The sequence below is a fragment of the Jeotgalibaca sp. A122 genome (assembly GCF_052266715.1).
Classification (GTDB): Bacteria; Bacillota; Bacilli; order Lactobacillales; family Aerococcaceae; genus Jeotgalibaca.
In genome coordinates, this window is the sequence record NZ_JBQPRB010000001.1 from 487,543 (window position 1) to 512,939 (window position 25,397).

The 25,397-nt window shown below is 42.9% G+C and carries 25 protein-coding genes, 1 pseudogene, 1 riboswitch and 2 other annotated features; of the genes and pseudogenes, 16 read left to right on the plus strand and 10 right to left on the minus strand.

Translation table 11 applies throughout. The features are described 5' to 3' along the window. Nucleotides 1-617 precede the first annotated feature (617 nt). Nucleotides 618-1,193, minus strand: coding sequence for a DNA-directed RNA polymerase subunit delta (gene rpoE / locus ACTU7M_RS02295; RefSeq protein ID WP_443472817.1), 576 nt, complete (start codon nucleotides 1,191-1,193; stop codon nucleotides 618-620). Between the two features lie 44 nt (nucleotides 1,194-1,237). Then, nucleotides 1,238-1,669: a DUF1934 domain-containing protein gene (locus tag ACTU7M_RS02300; protein WP_443472755.1), complete on the minus strand. Its 432-nt coding sequence runs from the start codon at nucleotides 1,667-1,669 to the stop codon at nucleotides 1,238-1,240. A 122-nt stretch (nucleotides 1,670-1,791) separates the two neighbouring features. Here ACTU7M_RS02300 and ACTU7M_RS02305 point away from each other — a divergent pair, with 122 nt between their 5' ends. Together ACTU7M_RS02305 and ACTU7M_RS02310 are read left to right on the plus strand one after the other, a co-directional pair. Next, entirely contained in the window at nucleotides 1,792-2,607 is an 816-nt protein-coding gene (locus ACTU7M_RS02305; RefSeq protein ID WP_443472756.1) for a lipoate--protein ligase family protein, read from the plus strand. 5 nt (nucleotides 2,608-2,612) lie between these two features. Continuing rightward, the gene (locus ACTU7M_RS02310; RefSeq protein WP_443472757.1) at nucleotides 2,613-3,977 is read left to right on the plus strand and encodes an HD domain-containing protein; all 1,365 of its coding nucleotides are present in this window, start codon (nucleotides 2,613-2,615) and stop codon (nucleotides 3,975-3,977) included. Between the two features lie 196 nt (nucleotides 3,978-4,173). Here ACTU7M_RS02310 and ACTU7M_RS02315 read toward each other — a convergent pair whose 3' ends face one another. From ACTU7M_RS02315 to ACTU7M_RS02325, 3 genes are all read right to left on the minus strand, one after another. Next, nucleotides 4,174-4,722 (minus strand): folate family ECF transporter S component, encoded by a 549-nt coding sequence (locus ACTU7M_RS02315; RefSeq protein ID WP_443472758.1) that lies wholly within the window; start codon nucleotides 4,720-4,722, stop codon nucleotides 4,174-4,176. 35 nt (nucleotides 4,723-4,757) lie between these two features. After that, nucleotides 4,758-4,867: riboswitch (THF riboswitch) on the minus strand. Nucleotides 4,868-4,928: 61 nt separating this feature from the next. Then, a complete protein-coding gene (locus ACTU7M_RS02320) occupies nucleotides 4,929-6,530 on the minus strand; it encodes a CTP synthase (RefSeq protein WP_443472759.1) in 1,602 nt (533 codons plus the stop codon). Between the two features lie 177 nt (nucleotides 6,531-6,707). Beyond that, complete coding sequence (locus ACTU7M_RS02325; RefSeq protein WP_443472760.1) at nucleotides 6,708-7,859, minus strand: aminotransferase class I/II-fold pyridoxal phosphate-dependent enzyme; 1,152 nt, start codon at nucleotides 7,857-7,859, stop codon at nucleotides 6,708-6,710. Nucleotides 7,860-8,029: 170 nt separating this feature from the next. Then, nucleotides 8,030-8,294: a binding site (T-box leader), on the plus strand. A 42-nt stretch (nucleotides 8,295-8,336) separates the two neighbouring features. After that, nucleotides 8,337-8,578 (plus strand) — a binding site (T-box leader). Between the two features lie 66 nt (nucleotides 8,579-8,644). Here ACTU7M_RS02325 and ACTU7M_RS02330 point away from each other — a divergent pair. Genes ACTU7M_RS02330 through ACTU7M_RS02350 form a run of 5 tightly spaced genes read left to right on the plus strand, consistent with a single transcriptional unit; the run spans nucleotide 8,645 to nucleotide 13,360 of the window. Next, complete coding sequence (locus ACTU7M_RS02330) at nucleotides 8,645-9,721, plus strand: methionine ABC transporter ATP-binding protein (RefSeq protein ID WP_443472761.1); 1,077 nt, start codon at nucleotides 8,645-8,647, stop codon at nucleotides 9,719-9,721. Then, complete coding sequence (locus tag ACTU7M_RS02335) at nucleotides 9,718-10,398, plus strand: methionine ABC transporter permease (RefSeq protein WP_443472818.1); 681 nt, start codon at nucleotides 9,718-9,720, stop codon at nucleotides 10,396-10,398. Before ACTU7M_RS02330 ends, ACTU7M_RS02335 begins: the two co-directional genes overlap by 4 nt. A gap of 27 nt (nucleotides 10,399-10,425) precedes the next feature. After that, nucleotides 10,426-11,268 carry a MetQ/NlpA family ABC transporter substrate-binding protein gene (locus ACTU7M_RS02340; protein WP_443472762.1) on the plus strand — a complete coding sequence of 281 codons (843 nt, stop codon included), beginning with the start codon at nucleotides 10,426-10,428 and terminating at the stop codon, nucleotides 11,266-11,268. Nucleotides 11,269-11,295: 27 nt separating this feature from the next. After that, nucleotides 11,296-12,117 carry a MetQ/NlpA family ABC transporter substrate-binding protein gene (locus ACTU7M_RS02345; protein WP_443472763.1) on the plus strand — a complete coding sequence of 274 codons (822 nt, stop codon included), beginning with the start codon at nucleotides 11,296-11,298 and terminating at the stop codon, nucleotides 12,115-12,117. A gap of 58 nt (nucleotides 12,118-12,175) precedes the next feature. Beyond that, complete coding sequence (locus ACTU7M_RS02350) at nucleotides 12,176-13,360, plus strand: amidohydrolase (RefSeq protein ID WP_443472764.1); 1,185 nt, start codon at nucleotides 12,176-12,178, stop codon at nucleotides 13,358-13,360. 81 nt (nucleotides 13,361-13,441) lie between these two features. Here ACTU7M_RS02350 and ACTU7M_RS02355 read toward each other — a convergent pair whose 3' ends face one another. Next, complete coding sequence (locus ACTU7M_RS02355) at nucleotides 13,442-14,869, minus strand: hypothetical protein (RefSeq protein WP_443472765.1); 1,428 nt, start codon at nucleotides 14,867-14,869, stop codon at nucleotides 13,442-13,444. A 110-nt stretch (nucleotides 14,870-14,979) separates the two neighbouring features. Between ACTU7M_RS02355 and ACTU7M_RS02360 the strand changes: the two genes are divergently transcribed. From ACTU7M_RS02360 to ACTU7M_RS02370, 3 genes are all read left to right on the plus strand, one after another. Then, nucleotides 14,980-15,471 carry a DUF2975 domain-containing protein gene (locus ACTU7M_RS02360; RefSeq protein ID WP_443472766.1) on the plus strand — a complete coding sequence of 164 codons (492 nt, stop codon included), beginning with the start codon at nucleotides 14,980-14,982 and terminating at the stop codon, nucleotides 15,469-15,471. Nucleotides 15,472-15,480: 9 nt separating this feature from the next. Further along, nucleotides 15,481-15,702 (plus strand): helix-turn-helix domain-containing protein, encoded by a 222-nt coding sequence (locus ACTU7M_RS02365; RefSeq protein WP_443472767.1) that lies wholly within the window; start codon nucleotides 15,481-15,483, stop codon nucleotides 15,700-15,702. 141 nt (nucleotides 15,703-15,843) lie between these two features. Next, nucleotides 15,844-16,524: an MIP/aquaporin family protein gene (locus tag ACTU7M_RS02370; RefSeq protein WP_443472768.1), complete on the plus strand. Its 681-nt coding sequence runs from the start codon at nucleotides 15,844-15,846 to the stop codon at nucleotides 16,522-16,524. Nucleotides 16,525-16,584: 60 nt separating this feature from the next. Here ACTU7M_RS02370 and ACTU7M_RS02375 read toward each other — a convergent pair whose 3' ends face one another. Continuing rightward, the gene (locus ACTU7M_RS02375; RefSeq protein WP_443472769.1) at nucleotides 16,585-17,346 is read right to left on the minus strand and encodes a sugar phosphate isomerase/epimerase family protein; all 762 of its coding nucleotides are present in this window, start codon (nucleotides 17,344-17,346) and stop codon (nucleotides 16,585-16,587) included. Nucleotides 17,347-17,564: 218 nt separating this feature from the next. Between ACTU7M_RS02375 and ACTU7M_RS02380 the strand changes: the two genes are divergently transcribed. The 6 genes from ACTU7M_RS02380 (at nucleotide 17,565) to ACTU7M_RS02405 (ending at nucleotide 22,894) form a co-directional block, all read left to right on the plus strand. Beyond that, the gene (locus ACTU7M_RS02380) at nucleotides 17,565-17,948 is read left to right on the plus strand and encodes a cytochrome b5 domain-containing protein (RefSeq protein WP_443472770.1); all 384 of its coding nucleotides are present in this window, start codon (nucleotides 17,565-17,567) and stop codon (nucleotides 17,946-17,948) included. 99 nt (nucleotides 17,949-18,047) lie between these two features. Continuing rightward, entirely contained in the window at nucleotides 18,048-19,844 is a 1,797-nt protein-coding gene (gene uidA / locus ACTU7M_RS02385) for a beta-glucuronidase (RefSeq protein ID WP_443472771.1), read from the plus strand. 296 nt (nucleotides 19,845-20,140) lie between these two features. Next, nucleotides 20,141-20,620, plus strand: coding sequence for a PTS sugar transporter subunit IIA (locus ACTU7M_RS02390; RefSeq protein ID WP_443472772.1), 480 nt, complete (start codon nucleotides 20,141-20,143; stop codon nucleotides 20,618-20,620). A gap of 19 nt (nucleotides 20,621-20,639) precedes the next feature. Then, complete coding sequence (locus tag ACTU7M_RS02395) at nucleotides 20,640-20,951, plus strand: PTS fructose transporter subunit IIB (RefSeq protein WP_443472773.1); 312 nt, start codon at nucleotides 20,640-20,642, stop codon at nucleotides 20,949-20,951. A gap of 23 nt (nucleotides 20,952-20,974) precedes the next feature. Beyond that, nucleotides 20,975-22,039, plus strand: coding sequence for a PTS fructose transporter subunit IIC (locus ACTU7M_RS02400; RefSeq protein WP_443472774.1), 1,065 nt, complete (start codon nucleotides 20,975-20,977; stop codon nucleotides 22,037-22,039). Between the two features lie 156 nt (nucleotides 22,040-22,195). Continuing rightward, the gene (locus ACTU7M_RS02405) at nucleotides 22,196-22,894 is read left to right on the plus strand and encodes a hypothetical protein (protein ID WP_443472775.1); all 699 of its coding nucleotides are present in this window, start codon (nucleotides 22,196-22,198) and stop codon (nucleotides 22,892-22,894) included. 217 nt (nucleotides 22,895-23,111) lie between these two features. On the opposite strand, the gene ACTU7M_RS02410 is transcribed toward ACTU7M_RS02405, so the two are convergent. The 3 genes and pseudogenes from ACTU7M_RS02410 to tnpB all read right to left on the minus strand — a co-directional run bounded on the left by ACTU7M_RS02410 (nucleotide 23,112) and on the right by tnpB (nucleotide 25,328). Further along, entirely contained in the window at nucleotides 23,112-23,738 is a 627-nt protein-coding gene (locus ACTU7M_RS02410; RefSeq protein ID WP_443472819.1) for an HD domain-containing protein, read from the minus strand. A 30-nt stretch (nucleotides 23,739-23,768) separates the two neighbouring features. Beyond that, a pseudogene (locus tag ACTU7M_RS02415) lies at nucleotides 23,769-24,203 on the minus strand (ASCH domain-containing protein); the annotation flags it as partial. An 87-nt stretch (nucleotides 24,204-24,290) separates the two neighbouring features. Beyond that, nucleotides 24,291-25,328, minus strand: a complete 1,038-nt coding sequence (gene tnpB / locus ACTU7M_RS02420) for an IS200/IS605 family element RNA-guided endonuclease TnpB (protein ID WP_443472776.1) — start codon at nucleotides 25,326-25,328, stop codon at nucleotides 24,291-24,293. Nucleotides 25,329-25,397: the final 69 nt, after the last annotated feature.

A 25,397-nucleotide genomic window follows, 5' to 3' on the forward strand; every position in this document is an offset into this window, starting at 1 on the left:
GACTTACTAACATAATAATTCTACCAAACATTTGTGTTTATGACCACCGAAATCGCTAACTATTTATTGTAGTGTAATATTTGTGCACCAAAAAAATTTTATTTTCATAAATTAAAATCATTCAATTTCTTGGTAATCAACATACAAAATAACACAATAGGGCGAACTTAGGTCAATATTCCTGTAGTAGTAGTTCGGTTTTTTATATAACTCATGTAATAAAGAGCTTTTAATAAAAGCAAAGTTCGCTATTTTAAACACAGTGTTCTAAACTTACGTTAATAGGGTAATTACAATAATATTATATCCTCATTCTTTTATAAGCCATTAACAGTGAGTAAACAGCAGCTCGCTACGTTTTATACTTGCTTAAAATAAATGATAGGGTTTTCTAAGCGAATTTTTTTCTTGGTTATGCATAAAAAGTTTAGCCTCTCGTATTGACCTTGTATATCTGTTGAAAATGGCTTCAGACAGCCTTTTTTCGAATTGTTTAGCATAAAAAAATTGCAGGGCTCGATAATGATAATCGTCTAATAATGTAAACCTTTTCATTAAAATAAAAAAAGAAACTCAAAACCACTGTAAGTGATTTTGAGTTCTTTTACGGAAAAAGACTATACTTCCTCTTCTTCCTCTTCTTCTTCGAAATCGTCATCGATTAGAGTTAAATCTTCTTCAATGCTTTCTGGAACGTCATCTAAATCTTCGTCCAGTTCGCCATCTAAATCATCGTCTTCTACTTCGACTTCTTCTTCATCTGCTTCAATTTCTTCGTCATCTTCGTCAGCTACAAATGTATCTTCTGGATCATCGTCGTTATAGTCGATTACATCGTCATCTTCAGATGTCGCAAAAGCATTAAGTTTCTTGCGTTTCTTACGACGAACTTGAACTTCTTCTTCATCAATTGTAGACAAAATCTCTTCATCAATTGAGTCGATTGGATACCATGAACGTAAACCCCAACGGTTATCTCCCAAGGAGATGAAACTACCGTCAACATTCAAGTTTGTATAGAAACGTGTCATTTTGCTATCTAGTTCTGCTTCAGACAAACCTAAATATTCTTGAACTCGACCTAATAAATCGTTGAAATCCAAGACTTCTCCAGTTGTCTCCAAAATCTCATGCGCCACTTCAATCATTGATAATTCGTTTTTGTTTGTACCATCTAAATCGGTTAGCTTCACGGTGCCACGTCCTTTCAAAAACTGTACTCCTAATCATACAATAATTAGGTAGTAAATTGCAACGACATTTCGTAATTCCCAAGTGATTGTTCACCAGTTCCGATGGTATACATCACTTGTACATATCCAGAAAAAGGGTGTTCTTTGTAATTCTGCAGCATTTGCTTCGTTTCGGTTTCGATTTCCACTAGTCCTGCTTGGGTGGGAATTTGCGCTGAGCCCCTGCCTTCAGAATCAAAAGCGAGGCGGGATAGCAATTCCTCTCCTTGTCGGCGAATAACTGTCATCTTTCCTACCCGGGATAATTTGATCGTCACTTTACTTTGGGTTCCTGATTCTTCATAGCGCAAATATAACCATTCGCCCATTTGGACAATTTGTCCCTGTCCTTCATAAACGAAAACTTCTTGTTGACCATCTTGTACAATCTTTGTCTCCAAGCGATATTCCATTATCGTTCCTTTTTGTACCGGCAAATCAGACACTTCCTTTACTTACACTTTACCTCCCTAGTATAACTTTTTAAGTTGAACGCGGTCAACAAAAGAAGAAGTTTGCTATAATGAATAAAATATCTTTTTTAGACAGGAATGGAATTATGACAAACTCTTTCATATATGATCATGTGCCAAGTGAATTACAAGGCGACTCTCTTTTTCATTTTGCAATGGGGGATGCATTAATTCGCGAGGTGAATAGAAAGCCCCAACAGACAATGCTGCATTTTTGGCCCATCGACAATATGATTATTTTAGGGATGGTTGATACGAAGCTACCCTATTTATCAGATGCCATTGCCACGCTACAGGAAGCTGGCTACACCGTTGTCGTTCGCCCTGCAGGAGGCTTGGCTGTTGTTTCTGATCCAGGAATATTGAACTTTTCAATTATTTTGGCGGAACCCGCCGACACAAAAATTTCGATTGATGAAGGCTACGAAATCATGGTTAAAGTGATTCAACGTACTTTTGCTTCTTTTGGTAAAAATATTGAAGCTTATGAAATAAGCGATTCATACTGCCCCGGCAAATTCGATCTCAGCATCGACGGTAAAAAATTTGCAGGAATTGCCCAACGCCGGTTTAAGAATGGTATCGGAGTCATGATTTATTTAAGCGTGACAGGCGATCAAGCAAAGCGTGGCCAGACGATTCGGGAATTTTATCAAACTGGGTTAAAGGATGAAGAAACGCGTTGGTCTTACCCTGATGTAGACCCTGATTGCATGGCTAATTTAAGTGATTTACTGGGTGTTGATTTGACGGTAGACACGGTCAAGGAAATGATTCTTGAAACGGTGAAAAAAGAACAGGATGTACTCCCCGGATATTTTAACGCGGAATTGTTGGCAGATTATCACGTTGGCTATGAAAAAATGCAAAAAAGGAATGACCAAATTTTCAACAAGGGGTGAACGGCATGCAAAACTTCTATACCACTACCATGCTTCCAAAAGAAAAAGTGTTCCGGGATCCGGTTCATGGCTACATCCATATCCAACACCGTGTCATTCTGGATTTAATCAATACGAAGGAATTCCAGCGTCTGCGTCGTATCAAGCAGCTTGGGACTTCCTCTTTAACGTTTCATGGTGCTGAACACTCGCGTTTCAATCACTCGTTAGGGGTTTATGAAATAGCGCGGCGTATTTGCGATAAGTTCATCCGAAACTACCCTTCCATGGAAAAAGGCGACGGCCTTTGGGATGACAGAGAGCGTTTGGTTACTTTGTGTGCCGCTTTATTGCATGACTTGGGACACGGTCCCTTTTCCCATACGTTTGAAAAGATTTTCGATACCGATCATGAAGCAGTAACCATTGCGATTATTCTTTCACCTAACACTGAAATCAATGCTGTTTTACGTGAGGTAGGGCATGATTTCCCCAATCAGGTTGCTTCGGTCATTGCCAAGGAATATCCAAACCCACAAGTGGTGCAAATGATTTCCAGCCAAATTGATGCGGACCGCATGGATTATTTATTGCGTGACGCTTATTACTCGGGCGTTACTTATGGAACGTTTGATTTAACACGGATACTACGGGTTATTCGACCAAGTTTGAATGGGATTGTGTTTGATATCTCCGGGATGCATGCAGTTGAAGATTACGTGGTTAGTCGCTATCAAATGTACATGCAAGTTTATTTCCACCCTGTTTCACGCGGGATGGAAGTTATCTTGTATCATTTAATGAAACGGGCAAAAGATATATATATGGACGAGACACAAGAGTTGGTATATTCTGCCAGCTTCCTGGAACCATTTTTCCGCCAGGATTGGACGCTCGAAGATTATTTACGGTTGGATGATGGTGTATTGACCACCTACTTCAATCACTGGATGGATGAAAATGATCCAACCTTAAGTGATTTGGCAGATCGTTTCCTGAACCGGAAGCCGTTCAAATCGGTGCGCTTCGACCGGAAGCGCGATTTGGGAACGGTAGAAAAATTGCAATCTCTCATCAGGGATATGGGTTATAATCCAGACTACTATACTTCTTCCAACAACAGCTTCGATTTGCCGTATGATTTGTATCGTCCCGGACAAGTCAGTAGCAAAACGCAAATTGAATTCATGCAAAAGAATGGTGAAATTATTGAGCTATCGGAAGTGAGTGCCATTGTATCATCGTTGACCGGAAAGTTTCGTGGCGATGAGCGTTTGTATTTCCCGCGTGAAATCACACATGGATTCTCCCAAGAAGGCATTAATTTGTTTGATAATTTGGCGGATGAATTCCGCAGCTATATTGAAAATGATGAAATTATTACTAAATAAGACTCGGATGTGGCGTTAAGAAAAAACTTTTTCGGCGAACGCCGCTTTTTTCGCAAAAGTGCGGCTTTTAGGAATGCTAACCGCAACTTAACGCCGCACTTTCGCCCGAAATGCGGCGTTAAGCACCTTTCAGAAGAGCTAATCGCCGCACCACACAAAAACAGCGTGAGACCATTACGGCTCACGCTGTTTTTTGTTATTTATTTCGCCACTTAATAGGATATTCAGCTAGCATACGCTGAATGGATGGATTTCCCGTGATCCAGTAAATGATCGCCACTTCAATTGGCAAGGTCAAAATGTTTTCAAACAAACGAATGGGTAGCATGCCCCAAAAAGCTTGATCGTACAGGATATACAACCAAAGCGAGTTCAATCCAACATTAACCAGCGCTGTTACCGCAAAATTTGCCCAAACCAGACGTCCTAGTGTCAGACGTTTTTTGTATAAAATCAACGCATAAATCATCGGACCGATTGCAGCAGAAAGAGTGAATCCCGGTGAAAATGGGAAACCCTTTGGAAACAGGAAGAATCCGAGTAAATCGGCACCTGCTCCTGAAAATGCACTGACCCAGGGACCGTACATGATGGCCAGCAATACCGTTGGAATGAACGTAAAGCTAACCCGGATAAATTGTGTTTCGATTGCTAAAAAGCGTGTTAATACAACTTTAATAGCAATCATCAGACCAATGACAGCAATGTCCTTGGCTGAAAATTGACGTGACGAATTCTTAGTCATCGACAGCAACTCCTTCTTAGAGTCGCTACAAATTATGCAGCGAATGCGAGAACAAAACCGCAAGCAGAGATTTTTAGCTCCTGCTTTTCGTTCGGGGGCAACATCCCATCCACCCGACACTTAACGCTTTGTTTTCTACTCTGGTTTTTATTTCCCTTACGGGATTGGTTTATTTTACGACGGTTTATTAAAAAACACAACATCATTTACTGTTTATTAGTTAATGCTTCCTTTATAAAACCATGGAAAAGCGGATGCGCGTGCATTGGCCGCGATAAAAATTCCGGATGAAACTGACATGCAATAAAGAATGGCTGCTCTTTTAATTCTATTATTTCAACCAGCCTGCCGTCAGGCGATACGCCTGAAAAAATCATGCCCTTTTCTTCCAACGTCTTGCGGTAGCTGTTGTTAAATTCATAGCGATGTCTATGGCGTTCCGAAATGGTAGCGGCTTGGTACAGTTTCCGGGCCAATGAATTTTCTTTCAAATCACACGGATATAATCCTAGTCGCAAGGTACCACCCATATCCATCCCAGCTTCCTGGTCAGGCAACAGGCTGATAATCGGTTGGGGCGTGTCAAGCGTCGTTTCGGTTGAATCAGCTTCCGTCAACCCTACCACATGTCGGGCAAACTCAATGGTTGCCAACTGCATGCCCAAACAAATTCCCAGAAACGGAATCTTGTTTTCCCGTGCGTATTGGATCGCCAGAATTTTACCTTCCAGTCCCCGACTTCCAAAACCACCGGGTACCAGTATACCGGCCGCGGCTCCTAAACGTTCTGCCACATTCTCGACAGTCAGTTCCTCCGCTGGAATCCAGTCGATCTGGACCTCCGTATTTTCGGCGTACCCCGCGTGCCTCAAAGCCTCTGCCACCGATAAATAGGCATCCTGTAAAGAGACATACTTCCCAACCAAAGCAATGCGTACTTTTCTTTCCAAATGTTCCACCGTGTCGACAAGCTCTGACCACTCTTTCAATGCTGCTTCGGGCGCCTCCAGACGCAGCTGTTTGAGAACAATGTCATCCATTTTTTGTTCTTTCAACATCAAAGGAATTTGATAAATAGAAGATACGTCACGCGATTCAAAAACGGCTTCTTCATCCACATCGCAAAAAAGAGCCAGTTTTTCCTTGATTCCCCGTGGTAACGGTTGTTCCGTCCGCACCACCAAAACGTTCGGCTGGATTCCCAAACTTCGCAGTTCCTTCACACTATGTTGGGTGGGCTTGGTTTTCAATTCTCCAGACATTTTCAAATAGGGAATGAGAGTGACATGGATATAGAGCACGTTCTCGTTGCCAACGTCTTTCCGCATTTGACGCAAAGCTTCAAGAAATGGCAGGGATTCGATATCCCCAACCGTCCCCCCGACTTCGGTAATGACAATATCGGAATCGGTCGATTCACCTGCCCGTTGGATTTTGTCTTTTATTTCGTCGGTTATATGCGGGATGACCTGGACAGTTCCGCCTAAATAGTCGCCCCGACGCTCTTTTTTTATAACTTCTGAATAGATTTTTCCGGTTGTGACGTTTGAAAATTTGTTCAGACGAATGTCAGTAAAACGCTCGTAGTGTCCTAGGTCCAGGTCCGTTTCCGTCCCATCGTCGGTTACGAAAACTTCGCCGTGTTGATAGGGGCTCATCGTGCCGGGATCGACATTTAGATAGGGGTCAAACTTTTGGATGGTGACCGTCAACCCACGTTCTTTCAACAACCGTCCGAGAGAAGCTGCGATAATTCCTTTACCTATGGAAGAAACCACTCCACCCGTTACAAAAATATACTTTGTCATCATTATGCCTCCTAATTTTTCGGTAGGAACCATAAAATCAAAAAATCCCCGTTCCGTAATCGGAACAGGGAGAAATTTCAATTTATGCGCACCTCTTTGTAGGGTGCCCTTCAAAAATATTACTGCAATTGCCGTTCACAGTCAATAAAAAATCATTGGTGTGGCAAAACTTAATATTTACCCGACAAACGCACTGACCCGTTGCATAGCTTCTTCGACTAAGTCGGTCGCCAAGGCAAAACTCATACGCACATACCCTTCTCCACCCGGTCCGAAAATACTGCCGGGAATCATCCCCACGCGTGCTTCTTTAGCCAAGGTTTGGCAAAACGCCATATCGTCGTTGCCAAATTTTTCGGGAATGCGCGCAAATACATAGAAGGCCCCTTTTGGCTCGGGAACTGTAAAACCTGCTTTCGTTAAAGCGTCCAGACAGATATTTCGACGCGTTTCATAAGCCATACGCATACGTTCGATATCCGCTTCGCCATTACGGAAAGCTTCCGCCGCAGCTGCATAGGAAACCGAAACACCGGTCGTCACTACCGTTTGGTGAACTTTAAAGATAGGTGGGATCCATTGCTTTTTAGCTGCAATAAATCCAACACGCCAACCAGTCATTGCGAATGATTTGGACGCCCCATTAATCAAGATGGTTTGATCTGGCAATAAACTTGCCATTGAAAGGTGGTCAACACCGTAAGTCAACTCGCTATAAATTTCATCACTGATGACGAAAATATCGTACTGCTTGATGGCTTCAGCTAAAGCCACAAGTTCTTCCTTCATATAAGTAACACCGGTTGGGTTACTCGGAAAGTTCAGGACAATCGCTTTAACATTCTCATTTTCCGCCATCGTCTGGTGCAGCAATTGTGGCGTCATCAAGAAACCCGTTTGGGAAGTATCGACTTCAATCGTTTCGCCATAAGCCGTTGTTGTTGCTTGTTTATAGAGCGGGAAATAAGGACTTGGAACAATTACCTTTTCACCCGGGTTCAATACGCCAAACAAAGCCGAATAGATCGCTTCGGTCGCGCCGATCGTCAAAATGATTTCACTGGCCGGATCAAAATCCAAATTGTGGCGTTTTTTCAGGAATTCCGCAACCGCTTGGCGCGCGTCCAAAGTTCCCATGGAATGGGAATAATGAGAAACGTCATTTTTAATAGCCGTGATAGCAGCTTCCTTCACGTTTTCCGGCATACCAAAATCCGGCTCTCCCATCGTCATCATGATACAGCCATCAACGGAACGGAAAATTTCATCCAATTCCCGAATTTTGGATGGCACGATTTTTTCTAATTGGCGATTTGTTGTTAAAGCCATTTCTTTTCCCCCTATACATCCTTTATTAAAAAATCCTCATTTTTATCGTGTTCTCATTGTAGCAATGTTTTTTATCTTTTGAAATAGAGTAAGCGCGTTGGCGTCATTTTAAAATTTTTTCAGATATTCGGTTGACATTAGATTAGAAATTGGTTATATTAAGCACATCGAAAAACACAGTGAAGAGAAGAGTACTTCAGGATGTCCTTTTAGAGAGAGCTTGGTTAGGTGAAAGCAAGCAAGGAACGAATGCAGGAAGATGGTCTCTGAGTGGCTTGGCCGAATGCGTGAGCTTTAGGTTGAGACGGGAACGCCCGTTATAGTGTCTCAGTATCATCCGTTGCATTGGGCGGAGGCACTGGTTAAGGTTAGAGCAGTGATGCTTTGACGAACAAAGGTGGTAACACGAAATCGAACTTGATTCTCGTCCTTTCCCGTACGTAAGTGTGGGGAGAGGACGAGATTTTTTTATTTTCAAAAAACGCGATGAAAAGGAAAGTACAGTGCGGGAAGTTTCAAAGAGAGCTTGGAATGGTGAGAACAAGCAAACCGAACGACTGGAAAATGGCCTTGGAGCGGTGAGGATGAACGGCAACGTAAGTCTTTGCTGGGTACGCCCATTACAGCGTAGAAGTGATAGATTCACTTCCAGAGGGATTGTCTGTAAGGGCAGTTCGAACTAAGGTGGTAACACGAATGCTTGTGCACTCGTCCTTTGAATCCTCTCATTGGAGATGATTCGGGACGAGTGTGTTTTTATATTCAAAAGAAATGAGGAATTAATAATGATTGACTTACAAAATGTCTCGGTTACATTTGTTGACGATCAAAAACGCGAAATTAATGCGGTACGCAACGTCTCTCTTGAAGTTGAGCGCGGAGATGTCTATGGCATTGTCGGATACAGTGGTGCAGGTAAAAGTACCTTGGTCCGGACAATCAACTTATTGCAACGCCCTACTGATGGAAAAGTTTTTGTAAACGATAAAGAAATAACGGCTCTTAATAAAGAACAACTGCGGGAAGCCCGCAAGAAAATCGGTATGATTTTCCAACACTTTAACTTGATGGGTTCACGGACCATTTTCGATAATGTTGCTTTCCCATTGAAACGCTCAGACTTAACGAAGCAAGAGATTGCCGATAAAGTTACTGGGTTATTGGAACTGGTGGGCTTGGCAGATAAAGCCAGTGCTTACCCTTCGCAATTATCCGGTGGTCAAAAACAACGGGTTGCCATCGCACGGGCCTTGGCAAACGATCCAGAAATCCTGCTTTGTGATGAAGCAACGAGTGCTCTGGACCCAAAAACAACGTCTTCTATTTTAGAACTATTGAAGAAATTGAACAAAGAATTAAACCTTACCATCGTTATCATCACACACGAAATGCAAGTAGTGAAGGAAATTTGTAACAAGGTTGCCGTGATGGAAGATGGGAACGTCATTGAACGTGGCTCATTGCTGGATATCTTCACGAAACCACACAACCAATTGACGAAAGACTTCATCAATACCGCAACACACGTTGATCAAGGAATCGAGACTGTATTGTTGCATCCAACCCTTCTGAATCTGGAAGAAGACGATGTGCTGGTAAAACTTTCCTTCGTCGGCGGTTCGACTGGCGAACCACTTATTTCCAAATTGAGCAATGATTACCAAGTTGCCGGAAATATCCTGTTTGGTAATGTCGAAATTCTTCAGGAAACACCTGTTGGTACCCTCTTGCTGGTTCTATCCGGAGCACCACATAACATTGCTGAAGCGGTTCGCTTCCTGCAAGACAGTGGCGTAGCCGTTGAAATTATCGACGCTGAAGAAGTCGAAGCCAGAAGAACTCTGGAAGGAGAGGAACAATAATGGAATTCATCAATAATTTATTACCGAATGTTACCCCGATCTGGGACGTTGTTTGGCAAAGCTTATGGGAGACCTTGTATATGACACTCATCTCGGGCGCCATTGCTGGCGTATTGGGAATTATCCTGGGAGTCATCTTACTTATTACCGATGAAAATGGCCTGACCCCCCGCCCTGCCTTGTACAATGTGTTGGACAAGCTCGTGAACGTGTTCCGTTCCTTGCCATTCATCATCTTGATTGCTTTGATTTATCCATTCACGCGCATGATTGTCGGAACTGCAATCGGAACAACAGCTTCTATCGTTCCTTTGGTTGTTTCAACTGTTCCATTCTTTGCCCGTCAAATCCAAAATGCTTTACTGGAAGTCGATCCTGGAGTAGTCGAAGCGGCTCAAGCAATGGGAACAAGTAACTTGGATATCATCTTCCGCGTTTATTTGAAAGAAGGTTTGGCATCCATCATCCGTGTGTCATCCGTAACTATCATTAACTTGATTGGTTTAACAGCGATGGCTGGAGCTGTCGGTGGCGGTGGCTTGGGTAACCTGGCTATCTCACGTGGGTATAACCGATTCCAGAATGATGTTATCTTGGTCGCAACCGGCTTGATTTTAATCATCGTTTTCATCAGCCAAGCAATTGGTAATTATTTAGTTAAAAAAGTAAGTCACTAATATAAAAAAAGAAAAGAGGAAATAATCATGAATAAAAAATTCTTAGGTTTGACAGCAAGTTTGGCATTGTTCTTGGCAGCATGTGGTTCTGAAGACGCAACACAGGAATCAACAGCAGGCACAACTGAAGAACCCGTTGAAGTATCAGTCGGGGTTGTAAGTGAAGTTGAAGTTGAGGTTTGGGAAGATGTTAAAGAGCGTTTGGTGGATCAAGGAATTGAATTAACAATTGAACAGTTCGGTGACTATGTACAACCTAACTTGGCAGCACAATCTGGCGACGTTGACATCAATGCGTTCCAACACGTGGCTTTCCTGGAATCATTCAACGCTGACAATGACGGTAACCTGGTACAAATTGGTTACACTTATATTTCACCACTTGGCTTGTACTCCGATAAAGTTGAGGACTACGCTGATTTAGCAGATGGCGCTGAGATTGCGATTCCAAACGATGTTACCAACGGTGGTCGTGCTCTTCTATTATTGCAAGCAATCGATTTGATCAAATTGGATGAAGCAGCCGGCACAGAACCAACCGTTGATGATATTACTGAAAATCCAAAGAACTTGGTTATTACAGAATTGGATGCTAGCCAAACAGCTCGTTCTCTTCCAGACGTGGATGCAGCAGTTATCAATACAAACTTCGCGACTGACTCTGGTTTAGTTCCAAGTGAAGATGCTTTGTTCTTGGATACTGATAACATTGCTGAAGTAAATGAAATCTACAAAAACGTCATTGCAACACGTGAAGAAGATGCTGACAACGAAGCTTACTTGAAAGTTGTTGCAGAATACCAATCAGAAGAAACAGCTGCAAAACTTGAAGAAGTAACACAAGGCAACGACGTTCCAGCTTGGGACTAAACTTTAACTAATTGGGGGAATTTAATCATGAATAAAAAGAAATTTTTTGGTGGTTTGGTAGCAGCGAGTGCCCTTTTCTTGGCAGCTTGCGGTGGCGCCAGCGATGAAGCAACAAAAGTTACGGTTGGGGTTGTTGGTGAAGTCAACGAACCTTGGGAGTACGTAATTGAAGAATTGAAAGAAAAAGAAAATATTGAAGTCACTTTACAAAAGTTTACGGATTATACAACACCAAACGCAGCTTTGGCTGACGGTTCAATCGACTTGAACTCATTCCAAACTGAAATCTTTTTGGATAACTACCTGGAAAGCTCCGGTGAAGATTTGACGGTTATCGGTTATACGGTGATGGCACCTTTGGGAATCTACTCAAACAAAATCAGTGACGTCAGTGAGTTGGAAGACGGCGCAGAAATCGCGATCCCGAATGACCCATCAAACGGTGGCCGTGCCCTTCGCTTATTGCAGACAGCCGGCTTGATTACGGTGGACCCTGAAGCTGGTTTGGTCCCATCTGTGGATGACATCACGGAAAACCCTAAAAACTTTGTCATCACGGAATTGGATTCTTCCCAAACTGCACGTGCTTTGGATGATGTAGCTGCTTCTGTCATCAATAGTGGCATGGCCGTTGATGCTGGCTTCATTCCGTCAGAAGATGCCATCTTCCTGGAACCTGTGACAGAGGATTCAAAACCTTACTACAACGTCATAGCGGCTCGTACTGAAGATGTGGACAACGAAGTTTACAAAACAATCGTTGAATACTACCAATCTGAAGGAACAGCTGAAGTTATTGCAGAATCTTCAAAAGGATCCAACTTCCCAGTTTGGGACGAAGTAAAATAATTAAAAATATGAGGGCAAAGGTGACTTTGCCCTTTTTCTATATCTAAGGAGGCAAATTATGGTAAATCAAGCAACCATCCGTCAAGAAGTTCTAGAAATCGAAGATTACATCGTGGCGCTACGTCGTCATTTTCATAAACATCCGGAAGTCAGCCTGAAAGAATTTCAAACCATCCAACGCATCCGTGAAGAATTGGAAGAAATTGGTCTACCATATGTAAATGTTGGCGAAACTGGCGTCTTGGCAACATTACAAGGTGGCAAAGGTCCCGGAAAAAAATTACTGTTGCGTGCAGATATTGATGCCCTACCTATGGAAGACCGCACTGGCGCTGAATATGCTTCTCTAAACCCGGGTGCTAACCACGCTTGTGGTCATGACGGTCACGCATCTGCACTACTTGGAGCCGTTCGTGTTTTAAAAGCACACCAAGATGAAATTGCCGGTACGATTGTCATTGCTTTCCAACCAGCCGAAGAAATCGGCGCAGGAGCGCGTCAGTTCGTTCGGGGTGGTTTTGTGGATGATGTCGACCATGTATTCGGTATTCACTTGAGCTCCCGTAATGCACTCGGTCAAATCATCGCAACGCCGGGTCCCAATAACGCTTCGTGTGATATTTTCAAAATCAAGGTGCATGGAGTAAGTGGCCATGTTTCCAACCCTGATCAAGGACGTGATGCTTTGGTGAGTGCGGCAGCCATTGTTACCGAACTCCAGACCATCGTAGCGCGGGAAACAAAACCAAGCGATGAAGTCGTTGTGGGTATTGGCGTCTTGCGTGCTGGTACAAACTATAACATCATTGCCAATGAAGCAATCATTGAAGGAACAGTCCGCACCTTTGATCCAATCGTACGGGAACAAGTATTGGAAGCGGTCGAGCGCATTGCCCGGTTGACGGCCGAAGCCCATCGCACTTCGATCGAATTTTCGAACTATGATGCAGCTGCGCCGTTAATAAACGACGCACGGGCAACAGAGCATGCTTTCCAGGCCGCAGCAAAAATTGTCGGCGCAGAAAACATCATCACCGATGCCCCGAAGAGCATGGGTGCAGATGATTTTGCTGATTTCTTGGCAGTTGCCCCCGGTATTTACTGCTTTGTTGGTACCCAAAGCGACGAGAAGACAGCTTTCAATCACCATCATGAACAATTCGATATTGATGAAAAAGGTTTGTTGATTGCAGCCGAATTGCATGTGACTTATGCATTGGATTACTTAGCGGATCCGTTCTGATTTTTCAAAGTATTTTCCAGTCCCTAAAAATAAATAAAGAGACATGCGCGTACCCAAATTGGGACACGCATGTCTCTTTATTTATAATTCTTCATAAAATTTTTCCGTTTCTTCTTTCGTTGCACGGGTCAGGACATAACGCTCGCCTTCCGCATCAAGTTCCAGTCCCTCTCCAACCAACGTCAGCCACCAAGATTGGCCATCCACCAGAAGGTCAAGTCGTTTATGACTACGGTCATGCATAATGCTTACTTCTTTCTCGACACCTTCTGGAAAATTTTTGACCGATGAATCGGTGATTTCCAGATATCCCGTTTGACCTTCACCTTCAAAATACCAAACCCCAATGACATCTGCGAGTTGCACGGTATTGTAATAGACAGATGAACCATTATAATGAGCGCTTGTGTAATCCGACATATCTTCCATCACCACTTGGCTTTTTCCGGTTTCATCCAATCGATATAAGGTATCAAAAATTGAATATACAACCACGCCATTCGAATGACTATAAAAAGCCTCCAAATCTTCAGCGATTAATTGTTCATTCCAAAGTAAATCGTCAGTCAAAGACATCGAAACAAGGTTGCCTTGGGGCGTAACCTCCCAGAGCAAGGAGGTCTCCTGAATCATTTTTTCTTTATTTTGTATTTCCGGATTCCATTTAAATACCGTTCCGTCCTGATTTTGGAAATAAATCATCCCATTTACCACCTGATAAACGTTCGTCTCTGCCACGCGTTCACTTTCCGTCAACCCATTCAAAGTGTACCTTTTTAAGATCTTTTGAAAGGGATCATCGCTCTGGAGATAATAGAGGGTATCCTCTATAACCGTCACATCATCTGACAAAAATACCCTCCCCTCTTCAATCAACACGCGTTCTTTCGTTTGAATGTCATAATAAAACAATTGATTGTCTAGATTGGTGATCAAGGCTTTATGTTCCTCGGTTAATAATTTAAAAGTGTAAACATCTTCATCAATGGGATTTAATGTACCACTATCTAAATCATACACGCTGAAAATCCCCGTCCTGTCGACCACATAAAGTTCATCCCCTGCCGACTCATACCACCAGGTATCAACCGGCAATGCTCGGTTAGAACCATCCTCGTAAAGATGGACAGCATTATCCAAATCCGTATAAAAAATCTTTTCTTCATCCAAATTCGCTCCGTCGAAACGCTGGACATTGGAAGCAATCATGGTAATCCCTTGTTCTTCATCATACGCGTATAAATCAAAATCAGAATCAATGAACAATATTTTCTCAGTTTCTTCAAAATATTCAAAGCTTGATTCCAACACATTTTCGGCTACAACTGTAGGTGCCATGTCACCATTTTTTATAAATAATGAACCATAATTTTGAAAGTTTTCATTTTCACCTTCAATTTTGAAAAATAAGTATGCCTCATCTTCTGCTTCCATTGTCCGAAAACCCTCATCACTGCATCCAGCCAGACTTATCAATCCCAGCAGAAAGAAAACCATTTTATACAGCATCCCTCTCCTCCTTTACTCTTTTTTAATTAATTATCAATAATTATTTATTGTTTTTCGATAAATAAAACCCTATAATGAACTTACAACTAAAAAGTGTGAGGTGTCTTTATATGAAAAAATATGCAACTCTCTTTCTTAAAATCGCGCTCTTGGTCCTGACGATTCCAGTACTGGCAGTGATGGTATTTGTTTTACCGCAATTTATTAGTGAGGCTATCCAGCATCTGTCGGAAGGTCCTGTTATTGCTTCGGCCGTATTGGGTCTTACTGGCCTCGTTTACCTTTCAACACTACCATTTTTTGGAGCCCTTTTCCAAGCTAACAAGCTCCTAAAATATATCAATGGTGAAACAGCCTTCTCCACCTTATCTGTTCAAGCACTTAGGAAAATTAAATGGTTTGCCTTCAGTATTTGCGGCCTCTATACACTCGCACTGCCCTTTTTCTACATTTTGGCAGAATGGGATGACGCCCCAGGGGTGATTTTGGTCGGCCTTGTTTTTGTCGGGGCGGCCTTGGTCGTAGCTGTTTTCGCTAACATGTTGGAGCTCTTGCTTGAAGAAGCAATCCGCATGAAAAACGAAATCGATCTAACAGTGTGAGGTGAGAAAATGCCAATTATCATAAACTTAGATGTCATGCTCGCAAAACGTAAAATGAGTGTTACAGAACTTACCGATCGCGTCGGTATAACCATGGCCAATATTTCCATACTGAAGAACGGAAAAGCAAAAGCTATCCGCTTCTCCACTCTTGAGGCGATCTGTGAAGCACTAGACTGCCAGCCTGGAGATATTTTAGAGTATCAAAAAGAAAGTAAGTTTAGCCAGTGACGGTTTGATAGCCATCCATCCGTTACATCTTACTCCTATTAGTAATATTAATTCCTATCTATAAGTAAAAGTAGATTACTGATATAGTAATAGTAAGCTATAATTAAGCGTACATTAATTAAATATAAAAGGAGCATATCGATGATAAAAAAAGCATTAGCAGAAATGATTGGTACATTTGCACTCGTACTAATTGGGACGGGTACTGTCGTTCTAGGCGACGGCACAACAGGATTATTAGGAATTGGATTCGCGTTTGGCTTAGCAGTCGTAGCAATGGCCTACAGCGTTGGGACGATATCTGGTGCGCACCTTAATCCGGCAGTAAGCTTGGCGATGTTTATCAATAAACGTATTAATTTACAGACATTTGCTGCTTACGTCGTTGCACAATTAGTAGGTGCAGTCGCTGGTTCAGGAGTTCTTCGTCTCATTCTTTCTCAAGTTGGTGGCGACACAAGTAATTTAGGAGCGACCGTCCTTGCTGAAGGTGTAACCCTTTTTGGCGGGTTCATGATCGAACTCATTTTAACGTTTATTTTTGTTATGGTTATTCTTGCAGCCACTGGGAAAAATGGCGATGCGCATTTTGCTGGTCTTATAATAGGATTGACATTAGTTGCTCTTATTCTGCTGGGCGGAACAACGACAGGCGTTTCCTTGAATCCTGCTCGTAGTTTTGGTCCTGCTGTTTTCATGGGTGGAGCTGCTCTATCACAACTATGGATGTATACTTTAGCAACGCTTGCGGGTGGCGGTTTAGCAGCGGTCGTAGCCAAATTTGTTTTGGACACCGAAGCGGGTGCTCCTGGAGTCGAATAAGCCTTTCTTAAATATAAAAAAGCATCTGAAATTAATTTTTCAGATGCTTTTTATATATTTTTATTTTATTTTGTGGGCTACAAGATAGTCATAGCTTTCTTGTAGACATTGGAACGGCTCTTTCTCAAATGTTTCCTGTTCTGCGAAAGCATATTTCACTCCAGTTTCTATAGTGGCAGTGAAGATTTTTTCCCAGGAAATGGATCCATGGCCAACTGGCATGAGCACCTGTTTGCCATCCTCCGTCTCCATGCCATCCTTAAAGTGGATCAAGTCATTGCGTCCCTCAACTTTATGAATCCATTCGACGGGATCTAACCCCCCATGGATGATTTGATAGATGTCTAGTAGAAACTGGCATTCATTTCTTGTATTTTCAAAGATAATTTCAAGAGAATTTTGCTTCTCATAGTGAAAAATATCTGAAAGTCGTGGATGAAAATTTAAAATCTTACCTTTTGTTTCCAAGTATTGTGAAAGTTTGTCCAGCTCCTCTGCAAACTGCAGACACCCCTCATAGGAATGATAGCGTTCGGGAATACCGCTGACGGTTATGTATGTTCCTCCCCACAGGTCATTCATCGCTATAACCTCATCCAGATGTGCCACTACTACATCGTAGTGGTCCTGCGTTCCAATGCATTTCAACCCTGTCTCTTTTAAGGCATCATGGATGAACGCCACGGGAATTTCCGGGTTGATCCATTGAATCTGGATGACCTTATATCCGATAGCGCTTACTTTTTTGAACGATGTCAGGACATCCTCCGGGGTCTGAAGATATTTCTTAATGCTTGAAATCTGAAAACCTAGTTTTGTCATGACCATTCTCCTTACTTGTTTTTATAATTTTAATTATAGCATTTTAGATGAAATGTTTTTCCAAGCATATATGCAACCCCTCTAAATTTAAAAACACGTTTTATTGTGATTTATAATTGGAAGTAGCACGCGATGAACCCCTTCAGAAGTGACTAATCCATATCTCTTGTATTCGTTTCCTGTATCCTCTACACTTTAGATAATTAGGAGGGATAATCATGAAAGAATTCAAGGTTTTGTTACTGGCGGCTATGATGACCTTCGTGTTAGCAGCCTGTGGTACAACGACTACGACTGATCCCGATCTTGAAACCTCCGAACCAGAAGTAAGTGAAACAATGGGCTCCGCATCAGTAGAAGAAGGCACTCGCATTTTTACATTGGATGAACTAAGTGAATTTGATGGAAAAGACGGAAATCCCGCTTATGTGGCGGTGGATGGCGTCGTTTACGATGTGACCGGTGTTGAAGCATGGGCCAATGGTGAACATCAAGAAGGGATCGTTGCCGGGAAGGAACTTTCCGATAAAATCCTGGAATCCCCTCATGGCAAAGATGTTTTAGAAGATTTACCAATCGTCGGAACTTTGGAAACTGAATAAGTATACAAAAGGACGGTCGCGAAACTGCGACCGTTCTTTGCTTGGCATTGACTGCGTTTCAAGGTAAACTATTGGAATAATACTCTAGGAGGACACAAGATGTTATACCCCATTTTAACTGAAACACGCAGCCTAATTGACTTAGGTGGCGTTTGGAAATTTTATTTAGATGATTATTCGAAAAAAATAGATGTTCGTCAACCATTGGAAACTGAAGACTTAATGGCGGTTCCGGGTTCTTTCAATGATCAAGGCGTCCTTTCAAAAGTGCGTAACCACGCGGGCACCATCTGGTATGAACGCGAATTTACAATACCTAGAACACTGCTGAATGAGCGTTTAGTCCTGCGTTTTGGCTCCGCAACCCACCAGGCAACGGTCTACGTAAATGGAGAAGAAGTCGTGAAACACAAAGGTGGTTTCACTCCATTCGAAGCAGAAATCAATAACGCTATCAAACCCGGAATCAACCGTGTCTTGGTGGAAGTAAGCAACCTACTGGACTACACGACGCTGCCCGTTGGTAACCATACGCAAACGACCGACGAAAACGGTCATCCCGTTCACCACGTAGACGAGAACTTCGACTTCTTCAATTACGCCGGCTTGCACCGTCCCGTGAAAATCTACTCAACACCAATAACATACATCCAGGATATCGTTTTAAATCCAAGCGTTAATGGAAAAAATGCCCGTGTTGCTACTTCCGTTTCTGTCGAAGGTGACTATGATACCATTTCTATTTCCCTTCTTGATGAGGATGGTAAAAAAGTCGCAAGTGCTACAGGTGCGCATGCCGATATCAGCATCGAAAATGTCAATCTGTGGGAACCGATGGCTGCATATCTTTACACGGCCCATGTGGAAATTATGCAGAACGGTGAAGTTATCGACGAATACCGTGAACCATTTGGCGTGCGGACAGTCGAAGTAAAAGATAGCCAGTTCTTCATTAACAACAAACCGTTTTATTTCAAAGGATTTGGAAAACACGAAGACACTTTCTATAACGGCCGCGGTTTGAATGAAACAGCGAATGTGATGGATTTGAACTTATTCAAGTGGATCGGTGCGAATTCGTTCCGGACTTCCCACTACCCTTATTCTGAAGAAATGATGCGCTTGGCAGACCGCATGGGAGTCGTTGTCATCGACGAAGTGGCGGCAGTGGGACTTTTCTCAGGATTCTCAGCTCTTTTGGCACTAGGCGGAAAAGAAAAAAATACCTGGGAAGAAATGCAGACGCACGAAGCGCATAAACAAGCGATTCGCGAACTGATTGAACGGGATAAGAATCATGCCGCGGTTGTGATGTGGGTCATTGCCAATGAGCCTGCTTCGCACCAAGATGGCGCTTACGAATACTTCGAACCACTTGTTAAGTTAGCCAAGGACTTGGATCCGCAAAAACGCCCAACCACACTCGTGAATATCATGTTCGCTTTACCGGATGTTGAAAAAGCAATGGGACTGGTTGACGTAATTTCTTTGAATCGTTATTACGGTTGGTATATAAACACCGGTGACTTGAAAGTAGCCGAGGCAAGTTTACGCGCTGAAATTAAGGGTTGGATTGAAAAATATCCTGGCAAGCCGATTCTATTTACCGAGTACGGTGCTGATACCGTCGCTGGTTTCCACGCGATTGACGATATTCCGTTCACGGAAGAATACCAGGTGCGTTATTATGAAATGTACCACCGCGTCTTCGATGAGTTTAAGGAAGTAACCGGTGAGCAAGTCTGGAACTTTGCCGATTTTGAAACGAAAGTTGGAACGGCGCGTGTTCAAGGAAATAAAAAAGGGATCTTCACCCGTTCACGTCAACCAAAAATGATTGCCCATGAACTAAGAAAACGCTGGACGGCAATTCCAGATTTTGATTATCAAAAATAATAGTCATATGAGCCTTGCTTCTCCTTATTTCCTTAGGTGAAAGCAGGGCTTTTTTTAGGTTGGTCGGAAATAAAAACTGCTTTTTTCATTTTTAATTCCGAGTTTTCTAAAAAATCGGAAGTATAAGTATCAATTTGAAATTCTACTTCCGACTTTATAGAAAAGTCGGAAGTAAGAAGTCAGTTTTCGTTTCCTTCTTCCGACTTTTATTCTTACCTTTATTCACAAAGTTCCTATTTGTGAAAGCGGTTTATATTTAGTATGATGAGAACATATAAATCCAAAGGAGGTTTGTCATGTCGAATGAAATAGAATTTATACCGGTAAAGAGTGATGTTATCCTCAGCTATGAGAATCAATCCACCATTAAATCTGCATTTTTTCAAGAAGCGGCCGCCGTATTGGCTGACTTACTGCATATTCCTGCCCCAACCATTGTATTGGCCCTTGAGGAACGCGAGCGCTTGAGTACGACTGGATTTGGTGATGGGTTGGCAATTCCCCACGGAAAAGTTGCGGGTCTGGATATGCCCGCTGTCATTTTTATGCGTTTGGAACAACCGGTGGAATGGGAAGCTTTGGATGATAATCCTGTCACCGAGTGTTTTTTTCTCATGATTCCCGCTTCCGATACCACCAATGTCCATCTCAAGCTTCTTTCTAAACTGGCCTATCATTTGGCCGACGAAGAGTACCAAAAGAAAATACATGAAACGGATGATGCCGAAGAGATGAAACAATTGATTGAAGAAATGATGCAACGGTCCATTCATTGATTATAAGGAGGATATTTCTATGAAAATCATTGCTGTAACAGCCTGTGCAGCTGGAGTAGCCCATACGTTTATGGCCAAAAAAAAGTTAGAAGATGCGGCTAAGAAGTTGGGTCATGAAATCAAAATCGAAACCCAAGGAGCAGGTGGCATTGAAGATGAACTGACTGCTACAGACATCGCTAGTGCCGACATCTTGATTCTTGCCATTGATGTTGAGATTTCCAAACGCGACCGTTTCAAGGATGTGAAGAAAGTTGAAGTTCCCATTACGACTGTCATCAAAAGCCCGGAGGCCTTATTGAAAAAAATCGAACTCAAGCTTATGCAGTAAACTAATAAAGGAAGTGATCCATTATGAAAATCAGACGTGCTTTAATGACTGGTGTTTCCTATATGCTCCCCTTCATCGTTGTTTCGGGGATGACGATTGCCCTGACTGGTATGTATTCGCAATATATTCAAGCTGATAACCCAACTATTCTCGCTCTAAATGGATTCGCTTGGACCTTAATGAATCTCGTTCCAGCTATCTTTTCTGCCTATGTCGCATATGCCATTGCTGATAAACCCGGAATTGCGCCTGGGTTCATAGGTGGTTATATCGCCTCCATGCCTCCAGTCGAAGGCACTGCCAGCAGTGGTTTTCTGGGTGGTATGATTGCCGGTTTGGTGGCAGGCTACCTCGTTCTTTCCATCAAGAAGGTCAAGCTGCCCGATTTTATCGAACCAATTAAGAAGACCTTATTCATTCCCGTTATTGCAGGCTTGGCTCTTTATTTCTTGATGGCTTATCCTGTCGCTTTAAGTGTGGGGGTCTTGAACGAATGGATCATTGATGGACTCATTCGACTTTCACAACAACCCGAGTACGCCTTTCTTTTAGGTGCGATTCTCAGTGCCATGTGTGCCTTTGACATGGGCGGACCTATTGGCAAGATTGCCATCACCTTTGTTTTTGCGGTATGGAATGAACCAAGCGGAATCGGCTTCATCGTGAACGCGGCAGTTTTTCCTGGTATCATGGTACCCGCTCTATCGGTGGGGATTGCCGCCCTCATTGCCCGCTCGAAATACACGTTGGCTGAACAAAAAATGGCGCCGGCCTCCATTCTTTCAGGCATTGTCGGTATTACGGAAACGACTATTCCCTACGCCATCCAGGATCCTTTCCGCATCATTCCAGCAAATATGATCGGAGCGGCTATTGGGGGAGCAATCATGATGGGCTTCGGTGTTTCCACTTCTGGCGTTTCCGGCATCTTCGGAATTCCGATGGCGACCAATATCCCTGTCTTTCTTCTAGCCATTCTAGTCGGCGTAACCATCTCTGTCACTTTACAAATACTGTTGAAAAAACCGGTCGATGTCCATGCGGTTCCTGAAGAAACATATGATGATTTTGATATCGAAATTACCTGACAAACCCTCTAGGATAGAGAAGCATCGCCTTTACCACTGATTTGGTAAAGGCGATGCTTTTTTATTTATTAATTAATTTTTCCTAAATGTAAGGCCATTCCCTCAGCAAGTCTGATAAAGTTAATTAAAAGATTACTGAAAGGGGCATTGTACCAATTGAACCCAGATGCCAATATTCAAAAAACAAAAATGAAAACCATTTGGGGTTGCTTATCTTCATTTATTCTAGTGATTGTTATGCCAATTCTCTTAATATTTGGTTACTTTTATTATCAAATGAATCTCAAAGAACAAACACTCTTGGTCAGTCATTCCCCGGACCAGGAAACAGTCTTTGAAAGTATTGAAAAAGGTCAATCCTTTCTATTTGGTCCTTCAAATGTACGAATCAACTATCACAATCAAATGATTGAGCGAAGTATATTTAATGATGGCGCCGTCCTAGACAGCGACAATTTTGATGTCAAATGGACAAGCAATGATACCGCCACAATCTATCTTGATGGCGACGAACAAAGTCTCGATGTCATTCATTTCGATCGTACCCAACCCGAAGTTTTTAGGCAGGAACAAGTTGAACTAGAAGCGATCAAATTGGAAACAAGCCTTTCACCTGATCAAACAAAAATGATTGAAGTCAAAGAGATAACATTGTCGGAAGGAAGTAAATTTCCGAAATTGTTGCGCTTTTATTATGGAGACACCGGTAGTGAACTAGCGGATTATGAGGAAATTGAAAAGTATTTCCGGTTTGATTCATATCGCATAGACTGGATCGATAATAACGACGCGTCAGTAAGTCTCCTGTCCAGTGAAAATGAAGTTCTCGAAAGCCTTGATATTTATATAGACTAGCTGTCGTTGGATCACTACTTCAACTTATTTTTGTTATTAAACTTAATTTGTCTCATGTATTTGCGGAAATAATTAAGCAAGATACCCAGCACAAGGAAAATCAAAGCATAATAACTTATTTGCATGAGGATTGCTCCCAAGCGGGTCTCCAAAACATCATTTAAAATAAAAACTATTATCGTGTAACTAATCGCTAGTATCCAAAATTTTTCTTTATTCATTTCTCACCTCTGATTTCCAGTTCCAGTTGTTTCAGAAATGCCTCCATGAATAACGTTCTCTCTCTGGCCAGTTTTTTTCCCGCTTCGGTATTCATTAAGCTTTCCAAGCGTAATAATTTTTCGTAGAAATGATTGACTACATTCGTTGATGTTCGGTAAGCTGCTTCGTCCAACTCTTCGGGATCAAATGGTTGGGAGTCGTCATACATGGCGTGCCCTTTTGAACCGCCATAATAAAACGTTCGCGCTATTCCAATCGCTCCGATTGCATCCAAACGATCCGCATCCTGTACGATTTTACCAACTTTAGTCAATTCGTATTTTTCTTTTAAGTTCTTCGAATAAGACATATTCTCAATCGTGTCCCGAATCAGCGCAATCTCCTCTTCAGACGCACCACTTTGTTGGAGCACTTCCAACACTTCTTGCTTCGCAACTGCTACATCATCAGTCAACTTTTCGTCGATGACATCGTGCAATAAAACGGCGGCACGGATTACAGTGATTTCTGCTTCCGACATTTGTTCCTCTTCCGCAATTGTCACCGCCAACTTCTCGACGCGTTTAATGTGGTTCAGATCATGCCCTGTCGTATCATCACCCAACTTTTTCTCAACAAACACATTTATCAAACACAAATCAATACCAGCCTTATAAACAACCTCAAAATCTTCGCATAACACCAATGATTCTTCCGTGAAAGTCAGTCCGGCCTTCGCGAATTCCTGTAAAAAGAATTCCTCATGAACTGCGCGCCAATACGCCAGCGAACGGTCTCCTTCACCTTCCCGGTAAGCAAATTCCGCGGTCACCTCGTTAAATGGAACCACCTCTACCCTGGTCGTTTGAATGACACAAACCGCTTCATCCCTTCCATTCAGGATGATACTGAAATCTCCTTCTCTGGGAAAAGGGTCATTATCCACTGCATACAAATCATACCCTGATGCGGTCGCTTTTTTCACACCATCCAAAGTTAGTTGCGCCAACTTATCGGGCACGACCCCATAACTCCAAGCTTCATAATGTGCGTCCTTATATTCGGGTTTTTCCGTTATAAATTGTTGCCAAAGCGCTTCTGCTTTCATTTTATGTCTCCTCTATAGTTGAACTACCCCCACCTACGCTATCGCTTAGAGGTGGGGGATTCCTACGAACACCGGGGTATCCCCCGGTTATCTTAATAGGCTATCCCCGCAGCTTCCTGCGGTTAGAAGCCTCATGGCTTCGTTTTTGAGATTGATGCTTGCGTTCAGATCCCGATCATGGTGGGCATTGCATTGCGGGCAATCCCACTCGCGCACCCGGAGATTCTTCACGTCTTTGTTTTGGTAGCCGCAGCACGAACAGAGTTGGCTGGAAGGGAAGTTCCGGGCGACGGCGACGACTTGCTTGCCGTACCATTTCGCTTTGTATTCCAGCATCGTCCGGAACTGCGCCCAGGATGCTTCTGCTATTCCTTTGGAAAGCCTTTTGTTCTTCAGCATGCCGGACACCTGCAGGTCTTCGATCCCGATGACGTCGTGGTTTTTGACGATTTCGGTCGAAATCTTTTGCAGGTAATCGGCTCTGGCATGACTGATTCGTTCATGGATCCGGGCGACCTTGACACGCTGCTTCTGATAGTTTTTCGATTCGGAAAGCTTGCGTCCGTCCTTTTTGGCCTGTTCCCTGCGCCGGGAAAGGGTTTTCTGCCCTCTGGCCAGTTTCCGCTCCAGTTTGTGGGAAACCCTTGGGTTTCCGTAGACGGTCTCGTCGGAAATGACGGCAAAAGCCTTTAAGCCGACATCGACCCCGCAAACGGAACCCGTTTCCGGCAAGGGCTGAACCTCCGCCTCGACCAAAAGGGAAACGTAGTAGTTGCCCGACGGGTTCCGCCGAACAGTGGCGCTCAAGATCCGGCCGGCGACTTCTTTGGACTTGGCGAACCGGACCAGCCCCAACTTGGGCAGCTTCAGCCTGTTCGCCAAAACGGCGATGTTGCCGTTGGTCTGTCTGGTCGTGTAGGACTGGACCGGATTCCGTTTGCTCTTGAACCGCGGGACGGCGTTCTGTTTTTTGAAGAAGCGGTCATAGGCATCACTCACGTTCCGCACGGCTGATTGCAGGGCGATGCCCTTTTCATTCCTTGAGGGGGAGTCTTCTGGCGGAAAATGATAAAGCAAGGTGAGTTTTTCAACGCTAATAGTATCATTATTTTTGTAAGTAATCATTGTTCGTTCCTTCCACAACACATTGTCTATTTTCTACCTCTAATAATATCAAAAAATGAAATTATTATG